We start from the raw sequence: 10,473 nt of genomic DNA, 5'->3' as shown, positions 1-10,473 counted from the left end.
GCCATACAAGACCACAACCGGGTCTTGAAGGCCGACGTCACGCGAGCCCCCGAATAAACCAACAGCATCCGGAAGGGCGGGGGGCCGTTGCCGAAACGCCGGTGCGGCGCGGGGTCAGCCGCGCTGGATGCCCGAGGTGTCGTTCAGGACGCCGCGGCGGCCGTCCTGGGTCTGCGCGATCAGCGTGGCCGCGCCGCGCTGCTCGACGGCCAGGTACCAGGTGCCCGGGGCGAGTTCGGCGATCGGGGTGGGGGAGCCGTCCTCGGCGAAGAGGGGGCGGGCCACCGGGACCGCGAACCAGAACGGGGTGAAGTCGGCGGGCGGAGGGGTCGCCTCCTGCGGAGCCGGGGCCGGAGCCGGCGTCGGGGTGCCGCCGTAGGGCGGGACCGGCTGCGGGGTGGAACCGTACGGCTGCTGCTGCTGCCCGCCCGGGTAGCCGTATCCGGCGCCCGGCTGCGGCTGGCCGCCGTACGGCGGGACGGCGGCGGGCTTCGGCTCCGGCAGCAGCGGGCCGGCGAGCGCCGGGACCTTGGCGCTGAAGAGCGCGACGCCGGCCAGGGCCAGGGTCGCGAGGAACGCGATGATCGAGCCGGCGCCGAGGTCGATCTGGCTCGGGCAGGTGATCAGCGCCCACAGCGCGGACCAGGCGGCCGAGACGGCGAGCACGGAGCCCCACGCCGCCAGCGGCAGGCCCAGCACCTTGCGGGTCTCGGGCTGGAAGCGGCCGGCGATCAGCAGGCCGGCGGCGATGAAGCCGATCAGGAAGACGCTGGGGAGCACCAGACGGTAGGAGTCGGTGTCCCACGCGCTCGGGAGGTCGCCACCGGTGGTGGAGTAGAAATCGAGGAACGAGGCGATGAACAGCAGCACCGCTGCTCCGATCACCACGCCGTCGCCTCGAGTGAGGGAGCGGATGTTCACGTCTTAGGTGTCCTTCTCGGTCTCGGTCGTCTCGTGGTGCCGCGGTCGCAGAACGTGCCTGGAGCGGGGCGGGCGGCACCATGGTACGGAGTGTCCCGCGGCCGAGCGGATCGGGGCTGCGAGCAGTCCCGATCCGGGATTCCCGAGGGGACTACCCGCCGAGGAAGCCTACGATGCCGTCGCTGATGCCCTGGGCCGCCTTCTGCCGCCACTCCGGACTCGTCAGTTGCGCCGCGTCCTTGGCGTCACGCATGTTGCCGCATTCGATGAACACCTTGGGCTGGGTTGACAGGTTCAGTCCGCCGAGGTCGTCGCGGACGACCAAGCCGGTGCCGCCGCCGAGGTAGTTGGCGGGAGAGGAGCCGGTGGTCCGGGCGAAGTTGGACGCGATGCGCTCGCCGAGGCGGCGGGAGGGCTCGACGATGGCCGCGGTGTCGGCGGCCCCGCCCTTGACCTTGGCCGGGAGGATGATGTGGTAGCCGCGGTTGCCCGAGGAGACCCCGTCGGCGTGGACGGAGACGACGGCGTCGGCCTTGGCCGCGTTGCCGATGCGGGCGCGCTCGTTGATGCAGGGGCCCCAGGGGCGGTCGGCCTCGTGGGTGAGGACCACCTTGGCGCCCTGCGCCTCCAGCGCGGTCCGCAGGCGCAGGGAGACGTCGAGGGTGAACTCGGCCTCCATGTAGCCGGCGTTGGTGGTCGTGCCGGTGGTGTCGCACTCCTTGCGCGCCGTGCCGATGTCGACCTTCTGGTCGATCTCGTCGGTGTGGTCGAAGTTGCCGGTGTTGTGGCCGGGGTCGATGACGACGGTCCGGCCGGACAGGGGGCCCTTCGCGGGGGCCGCGGCGGGGGTGGGCACGGATGCGGCCGGAGCCGTGGCCGTGGCCGTCGCTGAGGCCGCGGCCTTCGGTGCGGCTGCCGGCTTCGCGTCGCGGCCGTCCGGGCCGGCCCCGGTCAGGACCTGGGTCAGGACCCAGCCGGCCAGGGCGGTCGGCGCCAGGGCGGCGACCGCGATGACGAGGGTGGAGCGGCGCGTGTACCAGGGCCGGAGGTCCGGCCCGGCCGACGCGGCGGCTTCGGGGCGTGGGGGGCTGTCGTCGTTGCGCACGCCGCGATGCTAGACCGGGGCCCTGCGGCGGGTCCGGACCGTGGGCCATCCGGGGGCGTGGTGTGCTTATACGCCTGGGCCGACGGGTGCACGGGCCGAGGCCTGGTCCCCCTTTCCGGCCCGGCGGGCTGGCTTCGCCCGTGGGGCCTGATCCCCTTGCCTGCCCCGGCGGGGTGTGGGGCGGGGCCGCTCCGGAGTGTCTCCTCGGCTCGCGCACTTCGGGGTGGCTTCGCCGGTGCGGCCTGGGTTGCGCGCTCGTCCTGCGGGGACCCTCCTGCACGTCCCCACCCCACGGCCTGCTTCGGATGTGCGGGCCGGGTCCCCTTCCTGGCGGGGTGGGGTGTGGCCCGCTTCGGATCGAGGGGTCGGGCCCGTTGGTTCTGGTGGGGGAGTGGGGGCGTGTAGGGGTGTCCCCGCAGGACGAGCGCGCAACCTGGGTTCGGCGGCCGGGACGTGGCTTCGTGCGCGAGCCGAGGAGACACCCCGGAGGGACCCCGCGGACCGACCGGCAGACCGATCCCGCCCAAGGAGGCAAGGGGGACGGGGCCAGCAGACCGGTGAGGGTTGAGGGGCAACCCCGGACGGGGCCGGTGGGTTCGGTTCCGCTCAGGGGGACAAACCCAGCCCCGCCGGCGTTTGAGGCGACAGGGGGAAGGGCCTTGCTGTCGGAGCCGGGGTGGGGCGGAGGCTGGGAAAGGGGTCCGGCCTAGCGCTACGCGTCCAGGCCGATGGCGAAGGCTGCTTCCAGGTCGTGCTGGGAGTACGTGCGGAACGCCACGTGCGTGTCCGTGGCCTCGACGCCCGGGATCTTGCTGATGCGGCCGGGGATGATGTCGGCCAGGTTCTCGTGCCGGGCCACCCGCACCAGCGCGATCAGGTCGTACGTCCCCGTCACGGAGTACACCTCGCTGACGCTGTCCAGCGCGGCGATGGACTCGGCGATCTCGGGGATGCGGTCCACGCTGGTCTTGATGAGCACGATCGCGGTGATCACGGCTGACTGTCTCCCTCGATGGCCGTCGCTGGTCGCACCACTCTAGTCGTACGCCGATACCGGACCCACGCGTACAGGAACCCGACGGAGAAGCCCACCAGGTGGGCCAGGTAGGCGACCCCGGGCCCGCTGCCCGCCCGGTGCGCGGCCACCCATTGGAGGGCGAACCAGAACAGCAGCACGAGCCACGCCGGGAACCGCAGCGGCAGGAAGAACAGGAAGGGGAACAGGCTCGTCACCCTGGCCCGCGGGAGCAGGAACAGGAATGCGCCCAGCACCGCCGAGATGGCTCCGGAGGCCCCGACCAGGGTCTGTGAGGAGCCCGCGTTGGCCGCCGCGTACGCCGCCAGGGCCACGTACCCCGTACAGACGTAGAAGACGAGGAACGCCGGGCGGCCCATCCGTTCCTCCGTCATGGCGCCGAAGACGTAGAGGAAGAGCATGTTGCCGAGCAGGTGCAGCCAGCTGCCGTGCACGAAAAGGGCCGTCAGCGGGGTCAGCCAGGCCCGCGGCCGGCCCGTGAACAACTCGTCCGGGACCACGCCCCAGCGTCGGAAGTAGTCCGTCCCGGCATCCAGCAGCCCCTCGCCGGTGCCGTAGGACGGGTTCAGCCCCGAGGCCGGGCCGAGTACGAACACCACGGCGCAGCCCGCGATCAGCGCATGGGTGACCACCGGTCCCCGGGCGGCCTCGCGAACGGCCTGCCACCTTACGATCATGTGACAGAGCATGACGCAACCGACCCCACCCGGGGCGGTGGCAGGCCGTAGGGTTACGAGCCGGCGTCCGCCCAATCGGCGCGGACGGCTCAGCAGACGGCTTTAATTGAAACAGCTACGAAGGAGAGAGCGGCCTGATGACGGTTCCCCTGCCGACCGACACCACCCGGTGGCGCTGCACCCTGTGCGGCAACCTCACGCGTTTCGACGTCACCCGATCGTCGAAGGTCGTGGAGTACGTCCACCTGGACCTCGCCGGGGAGCCCAAGGTCGAGGAGCGAGAGGTGGTCAATGAGACCATCGAATCGGTCCGCTGCCGCTGGTGCAACGCGGTGGACCAGATCGAGCTCGTGGACAGGCCGGGCGCGGACTCCTGACGGAGCCCCGCCCACAGGTAGATCACGGTAGGGGTGACGGATTGTGGAGCCAGCAAGCGGCGCTGAGCCGGCCGATGCGGCCGGCGACGCCGCCGAGGTGCTCGACCGCCCGCTGCCGGAAGGCGTGCGGCGCAGGGTCGTCGCGCTCGTCTCGGACGCCTTCGGCGGACTGACGGTCGCGGACCTCCCGGCGCAGCTGCGCCAGTACGCCCGTTTCACCCCGACCCGGCGCGCCAAGTTCGCGGGCAACGCGATGGCCGCGGCGGTCGAGACCGACCCGGTGTTCCGCAGCCGGGTCGCCGAGAAGCTGCGCGAGGCGCAGGCGGAGCTGGCCGGTGCCCTGGAGTCCGGCGCTCCGCCCGCCGCCGCGGATCCGCTGGACGTGGCGGCCGCCGCGTACGTCCTGCGGCCGGTCGGCTGGGTCAAGCTGGTGGCCGCCGCGGGCGAGGAGGCGCAGCGCGCCGACGCCGAGCGGGTGGGCGAGGAGACGCGGCGCGAGCTGGACCGGCTGCGCGAGGAGCTGGCGCAGGTACGGGACCTGCAGCGGTCCGGCGGTGAGCAGGTGCGGGCCGAGCTGGACGAGGCCCGCAAGGAAGCGGAATCGCTTCAGCGCAAACTGCGCAGCGCGCTCAGCGACGTCAAGCGCGGTGAGGCCGCCCTGCGCAAGGTGAATGCGGAGATCGACGGGATCCGCGGGGATGCGGCCGCGCGGGTGGCCGCGGCCGAGAGCGAGACCCGGCGGCTCAAGTCCCGGCTGGCGGAGGTGGAGACGTCGCTGGAGACCTCGCGCCGGGCCACCCGCGAGGGGCGCAGCATCGAGGACATGCGGTTGCGGCTGCTGTTGGACACCGTGCTCGACGCGGCGGCGGGGCTGCGCCGCGAGCTGGCGCTGCCGCCGGTGTCGACGCGCCCGGCGGACACCGTGGAGGCCGTGGAGCCGGGCCGGATGACGCCGAAGGACATCGCGGCGCGTGCTCTGTCGGAGACCGATCCGGCGCTGCTGGACCAGCTGTTGGCGCTGCCGCAGGCGCATCTGGTGGTCGACGGCTACAACGTGACCAAGACGGGTTATCCGACGATGCCGCTGGAGAAGCAGCGGCTGCGGCTGCTGGGCGGGCTGTCGATGCTGGCCGCGCAGACGGGCGCGGAGATGACGTGTGTCTTCGACGGGGCGGAGCTGGCCGCTCCGGTGCTGCTCGCGCCGCCGCGCGGGGTGCGGGTGCTGTTTTCCAAGGCGGGTGTGACGGCGGACGAGCTGATCCGTCAGCTGGTGCGGGCGGAGCCGCCCGGCCGGCCGGTGGTCGTGGTCTCGACCGACCGGGAGGTCGCCGACGGGGTGGCCAAGGCGGGTGCGCGGCCGGTGGCGTCCGCATTGCTGCTGAAGCGGCTTTCGCGCGTTTCGTAACTCCTGCCCTGCATGCCCGAATTGGCAGGGGTCTCAGGGAACGTACCGTCAAGTGCCCGGCACAGAGCGTGCGCTGTAGGTAAAGAAGCTGGTAGGGGAGCGGATTTTTTCCCGACGGGATTTGAACTGATCACAGCAAGGTCACTAGTGTGCGTTCAAACCTTCGTGCGGTAGATCACTCATTCGGGGTGTCGGCGGAGGTGCTGCCGAGTTGCGTTCTTCGGCGGCTCTAGGAAGAAGGAGCTCGCCTCCGTGGCGTCCCACCGTCGACCCAAGCAGCCGAACCGCGCCCGTGTGACCGTCCTCGGCGCCACCGCGGCCGCCGTTGTCGCCCTCACCTCCCAGTCCGCCACCGCCGCTCCGGCGAAGCCGAGCAAGGACGAGGTGAAGTCCCAGGTCGACGCGCTGTACGAAGAGGCGGAGCAGGCCACCGAGAAGTTCAACGGGGCCAAGGAACGCCAGGAGAAGCTCGAGAAGGAGATCGGGCAGCTCCAGGATCAGGTCGCGCGCGGCCAGGGCGACCTCAACGAGCTGCGCAGCACGCTCGGTTCGATGGCGAGCGCGCAGTACCGCAACGGCGGCATCGACCCCTCGGTCGCCCTCCTCCTCTCCGAGGACCCCGACAGCTACCTCGACAAGGCCTCCTCCCTGGAGCACCTGAGCGGCAAGCAGGTCGAGGCGGTCCAGAAGATCCAGGCCAAGCAGCGCACCCTCGCGCAGCAGCGCCAGGAGGCCGCCGGCAAGCTCGCCGACCTCGACGCCACCCGCAAGGAGCTCGGCGAGAAGAAGAAGGTCTCGCAGGAGAAGCTCGCCGCGGCCCAGGCCCTGCTCAACACCCTCACCGCCCAGGAGCGCGCCGCGCTCAAGGACGAGGAGACCCGCGCCAGCCGCAGCGACGCCGGCCGCGTCGACCTCGGCAACGAGAAGCTCTCCGGCCGCGCCGGCGCCGCTCTCGCGGCCGCCAAGACCAAGGTCGGCAGCGCGTACATATCCGGCCACGAGGGCCCCAACTCCTTCGACTGCTCCGGGCTGACCCAGTGGGCCTACAAGCAGGCCAACGTCAGCATCAGCCGCGTCACCTACACCCAGGCCAACGACGGCACCCGCATCAGCCGCAGCCAGCTCCAGCCCGGTGACCTGGTCTTCTTCTACGGGGACCTGCACCACGTCGGCCTGTACGCCGGCAACAACATGACGCTGCACGCCGCCAACCCGCGCGGGGGCGTCAAGTACGAGTCGATGGACAACATGCCGTTCCAGTTCGGCGTCCGCATCGGCTGACCCGCTCCGCCGCGAGCACGGGACGCGCCGTACACCGCCCATCCGGGCGAATTACCGGGCCCCGATCTGACCCCACGCCCCGCCGGTGACCTGCGTCTCCGGCGGGGCGTCACTGTGCGTGCCCGCCGGCGGTCGTTGGTCGGCGCCCGGTGGCGCCGCTACTGTCTGCCAGCGCGTGACCGGCACACGTCCGTCCACGGGGGGCGGACCCGGGCCACGCACAGCGGAAGGGAGCGGTTTCACGTGGCGTCCCATCGCCGGGCCGGGCTCGGCAGCCTCGACCGGAACACGAAGGTCACCGTCCTCACCGCCGCCGCGGCCACCGCCGCGGTCGCCATGACGGGCACACCCGCGGGCGCGGCCCCCGGCCTGCCGCACGACCCCGCGGCCGGCTCCCGCGCCCAGGTCGACCGGCTCTTCGAGGAGGCCGAGCAGGCCACCGAGCGCTTCAACGAGGCGGGCGAGAAGGCCGACCGGCTGCGCGCCGAGGTCAACAAGGCCCAGGACGCGGTCGCCCGCGGCCAGGAGCGCATCAACACCATGCGGGGCATCCTCGGCACCTTCGCCGGGGCCCAGTACCGCAGCGGCGGCATCGACCCCGCCGTCGGCCTGATGCTGGCCGAGGACCCCGACGCGTACCTGGAGCAGGCCGCCGCCCTCGACCGGCTGACGGGCCGCCAGGCCCGGCAGCTCGACGAACTGCGCGAGGAGCAGCGCCGGCTCGGCCAGGAGCGCCGGGAGGCCTCCGGCAAACTCGCCGAACTCGACGCGCTGCGCGCCGACGTGGCCCGGCACAAGCGCTCCGTCACGGCCAAGCTCGCGGCCGCCCGGCGGCTGCTCAACGCGATGCCCTCCGAGGAGCGGGCCGACTTCGAGCGCGCCTCCCGCTCCGGCGGCCGCCCCGACGCGCTGCCCGAGCTGCCCTCCGGGGGCCCCTCCTCGGGGCGCGCCGCGACCGCCGTGATGGCGGCCCGGGCCGCGGTCGGCCGCCCGTACGTGTGGGGCTCCACCGGCCCCTCCGGCTTCGACTGCTCGGGGCTGATGGTCTGGTCCTACCGGCAGGCCGGGGTCTCGCTGCCGCGCACCTCGCAGGCCCAGCGGCACGCCGGCCGGCAGGTGCCGCTGTCGCAGGCCCGCCCGGGCGACCTGGTGACCTACCGCTCGGACGCCAGCCATGTCGGCATGTACGTCGGCAACGGCCAGGTGGTGCACGCCCCGTACCCCGGCGCCAGGGTCCGCTACGACCCCGTCGGGATGATGCCGGTGTCGGCCGTCACCCGGCCCTGACCCCGGGGCGGCCGCCCTTGCGTACGATCGGCTGATGCTCCCGGCCCGCCGTCTCGTCCGCGTACTGCCGCTCCTGCTGTGCCTGCTGTCAGCCGGCTGCGCGCTGCGGCCGCCCGCGGACACGGCCGAGGCGGACGTCCGCCGGGCCGTGGCGGAGTGGTCCCGGACGCCGCCCGAGCGGCTCGCCGGGATCCCGGTGCAGGACTGGGCGTACGAGGTCGGCTCGGTGCGACGGGACGGCGTACGGGCCCTCGTACGGGCCGAGCTGCGCTACCGGCTCACCGGCTACGACCCGGCCGCGGGCGGCTCGGCCCGCGAGCTCGAACTGCGCGAGGAGGCCGGTACGTGGCGGGTCGCCGCCGACCGGCCCGCGCCGGGCGCGCCGCCGCAGCTGTGGGACCAGGGGCCGGTGTCGGTGGTCCGGGGCGCGCACGCGCTGGTGCTGGGCGGCTCCGGGCACAGCGAGGACACCCTGCGGGGGATCGCGGCCGAGGCCGACCGGGCGGTGCCCGCGGCGAGCGCCGCGTGGCCCCGGCCGTGGGCCGGGCGGGTGGTCGTGCTGGTCCCCGGGACGCTGGAGCGGATGGCGGAGCTGCTGGGCGGCACCGCCGACGCCTACCGGGGCATGGGCGCGGTCACCACCGGCCGGGTGGGCGCGGGACCGGCCCCCGCGGACCGGGTGGTGGTCAATCCGGAGGGGTACGCCGAGCTGGGCGAGGCGGGCCGGCGGATCGTGCTGACCCACGAGGTCACCCACGTGGCCACCCGGGCCGCGACCACGGCCGACACCCCGCTGTGGCTCTCCGAGGGCTTCGCGGACTGGGCGGCCTACCGCGGCGGCGCCACCACGCCGGAGCAGGGTGCTCCCGCGCTGGCCCGGGCCGTGCGGCGGGGCGAGGTGCCGGCGGGGCTGCCCGCGACGGAGGACTTCGCCTTCGGCGGCGACCCGCAGGCGCTGGCCCGGGCGTACGAGGGCGCGTGGCTGGCCTGCCGGCTGATCGCCGGGAAGTGGGGCGAGGAGGCGTTGGTCGACCTGTACGAGCGGGCGGGCCGCGAAGCGCTGCCGACGGCCCTGGACGAGACGCTGGGCGTGGACCAGGCGGGGCTCACGAAGGCCTGGCAGGAGGCCCTGCGCGGCTGGCTCCGCTGAGCGCGGCGCACGTCCGGTACTGTCGGCAGGCAATGCACAAGACGCTGATCGTGACCAACGACTTCCCCCCGCGACCGGGCGGCATCCAGGCCTTCCTGCACAACATGGCACTGCGGCTGGATCCCGACCGGGTCGTCGTGTACGCCTCCACGTGGAAGCACAGTGCGGAGGGCCGCGAGGCCACCGCGGCCTTCGACGCCGAGCAGCCCTTCCCGGTGGTGCGCGACCGCACGACCATGCTGCTGCCGACCCCGCGCGTGACCCGGCGGGCCGTGGGCCTGCTGCGCGAACACGGCTGTGAGTCCGTGTGGTTCGGCGCGGCCGCCCCGCTCGGCCTGATGGGTCCGGCGCTGCGGCGGGCGGGCGCCAAGCGGATCGTGGCGACCACGCACGGGCACGAGGCGGGCTGGGCCCAGCTGCCGGCGGCGCGGCAGCTGCTGCGGCGGATCGGCGAGGGCACCGACACGCTGACCTACCTGGGGGAGTACACGCGCTCGCGGATCGCCTCGGCGGTGACGGACCGGGCGGCGCAGCGGATGGTGCAGCTGCCGCCGGGGGTCGCCGAGAAGACCTTCCACCCGGAGTCGGGCGGGGCGGAGGTCCGGGCGCGGCTCGGGCTGACCGACCGGCCGGTGGTGGTGTGCGTATCGCGGCTCGTGCCGCGCAAGGGCCAGGACACGCTGATCGAGGCGATGCCGGGGATCCTGGCGGGGGTGCCGGACGCGGTGCTGCTGATCGTGGGCGGCGGGCCGTACGAGTCCGACCTGCGGGCGCTGGCGGTCTCGACGGGCGTCGCGGACTCGGTGGTCTTCACGGGCCCGGTGCCGTGGTCCGAGCTGCCGGCCCATTACGGGGCCGGGGACGTCTTCGCGATGCCGTGCCGGACCCGGCGGGGCGGGCTGGACGTCGAGGGGCTCGGGATCGTCTACCTGGAGGCGTCGGCGACGGGGCTGCCGGTGGTCGCGGGCGACTCCGGCGGGGCGCCGGACGCGGTGCTGGACGGGGAGACGGGCTGGGTCGTCCGGGGCGGGGCCCCCGACGAGGCGGCGGAGCGGATCGTGACCCTGCTCCGGGACCCGGACCTGCGGGCCCGCATGGGCGAACGGGGCCGCGCCTGGGTCGAGTCCCGCTGGCGCTGGGACCTCCTGGCGGACCGCCTCCGAGAACTCCTCTAGCCCCCGCGCCTCAATCGCCGGCGGGGCTGGACATGCCGGCGTCAGGCTGGGATGTGGCT

The 10,473-nt window shown here is 73.7% G+C and carries 10 protein-coding genes; 6 read left to right on the top strand and 4 right to left on the bottom strand.

Annotation, left to right across the window (positions count from 1 at the left end; genetic code table 11):
- Positions 1 to 114: 114 nt before the first annotated feature.
- The 4 genes from ACFWP3_RS29430 to ACFWP3_RS29415 form a co-directional block, all read right to left on the bottom strand.
- Complete coding sequence (locus tag ACFWP3_RS29430) at positions 115 to 921, bottom strand: hypothetical protein (protein ID WP_384226909.1); 807 nt, start codon at positions 919 to 921, stop codon at positions 115 to 117.
- A 151-nt stretch (positions 922 to 1,072) separates the two neighbouring features.
- Positions 1,073 to 2,026, bottom strand: a complete 954-nt coding sequence (locus ACFWP3_RS29425; protein ID WP_384226907.1) for an N-acetylmuramoyl-L-alanine amidase — start codon at positions 2,024 to 2,026, stop codon at positions 1,073 to 1,075.
- Between the two features lie 712 nt (positions 2,027 to 2,738).
- Positions 2,739 to 3,020, bottom strand: a complete 282-nt coding sequence (locus ACFWP3_RS29420; protein WP_008738815.1) for an Lrp/AsnC family transcriptional regulator — start codon at positions 3,018 to 3,020, stop codon at positions 2,739 to 2,741.
- A complete protein-coding gene (locus ACFWP3_RS29415; protein ID WP_384226904.1) occupies positions 3,017 to 3,751 on the bottom strand; it encodes a rhomboid family intramembrane serine protease in 735 nt (244 codons plus the stop codon). Before ACFWP3_RS29415 ends, ACFWP3_RS29420 begins: the two co-directional genes overlap by 4 nt.
- 125 nt (positions 3,752 to 3,876) lie before the next feature.
- Here ACFWP3_RS29415 and ACFWP3_RS29410 point away from each other — a divergent pair, with 125 nt between their 5' ends.
- The 6 genes from ACFWP3_RS29410 to ACFWP3_RS29385 all read left to right on the top strand — a co-directional run bounded on the left by ACFWP3_RS29410 (position 3,877) and on the right by ACFWP3_RS29385 (position 10,414).
- Positions 3,877 to 4,116, top strand: a complete 240-nt coding sequence (locus ACFWP3_RS29410) for a hypothetical protein (protein ID WP_008738811.1) — start codon at positions 3,877 to 3,879, stop codon at positions 4,114 to 4,116.
- Between the two features lie 40 nt (positions 4,117 to 4,156).
- Positions 4,157 to 5,521 (top strand): NYN domain-containing protein, encoded by a 1,365-nt coding sequence (locus tag ACFWP3_RS29405; protein ID WP_069919969.1) that lies wholly within the window; start codon positions 4,157 to 4,159, stop codon positions 5,519 to 5,521.
- A gap of 252 nt (positions 5,522 to 5,773) precedes the next feature.
- A complete protein-coding gene (locus ACFWP3_RS29400) occupies positions 5,774 to 6,802 on the top strand; it encodes an NlpC/P60 family protein (protein ID WP_384226901.1) in 1,029 nt (342 codons plus the stop codon).
- Positions 6,803 to 7,045: 243 nt separating this feature from the next.
- Positions 7,046 to 8,089: an NlpC/P60 family protein gene (locus tag ACFWP3_RS29395; RefSeq protein WP_384226899.1), complete on the top strand. Its 1,044-nt coding sequence runs from the start codon at positions 7,046 to 7,048 to the stop codon at positions 8,087 to 8,089.
- A 34-nt stretch (positions 8,090 to 8,123) separates the two neighbouring features.
- Positions 8,124 to 9,239, top strand: a complete 1,116-nt coding sequence (locus ACFWP3_RS29390) for a hypothetical protein (protein WP_384226897.1) — start codon at positions 8,124 to 8,126, stop codon at positions 9,237 to 9,239.
- Between the two features lie 32 nt (positions 9,240 to 9,271).
- On the top strand, positions 9,272 to 10,414 hold the full coding sequence (locus tag ACFWP3_RS29385; RefSeq protein WP_384226894.1) for a glycosyltransferase family 4 protein: 1,143 nt from the start codon (positions 9,272 to 9,274) through the stop codon (positions 10,412 to 10,414).
- Positions 10,415 to 10,473: the final 59 nt, after the last annotated feature.

Source organism: Streptomyces sp. NPDC058525, from assembly GCF_042719495.1.
Lineage (GTDB): Bacteria > Actinomycetota > Actinomycetes > Streptomycetales > Streptomycetaceae > Streptomyces.
This window is presented reverse-complemented; position numbering and strand designations above follow the sequence as displayed.

Coding starts and splice junctions, on each gene's coding strand:
- ACFWP3_RS29415 (WP_384226904.1), bottom strand. CDS start 3,751: ATGCTCTGTCACATGATCGTAAGGTGGCAGGCCGTTCGCGAGGCCGCC.
- ACFWP3_RS29410 (WP_008738811.1), top strand. CDS start 3,877: ATGACGGTTCCCCTGCCGACCGACACCACCCGGTGGCGCTGCACCCTG.
- ACFWP3_RS29390 (WP_384226897.1), top strand. CDS start 8,124: ATGCTCCCGGCCCGCCGTCTCGTCCGCGTACTGCCGCTCCTGCTGTGC.
- ACFWP3_RS29385 (WP_384226894.1), top strand. CDS start 9,272: ATGCACAAGACGCTGATCGTGACCAACGACTTCCCCCCGCGACCGGGC.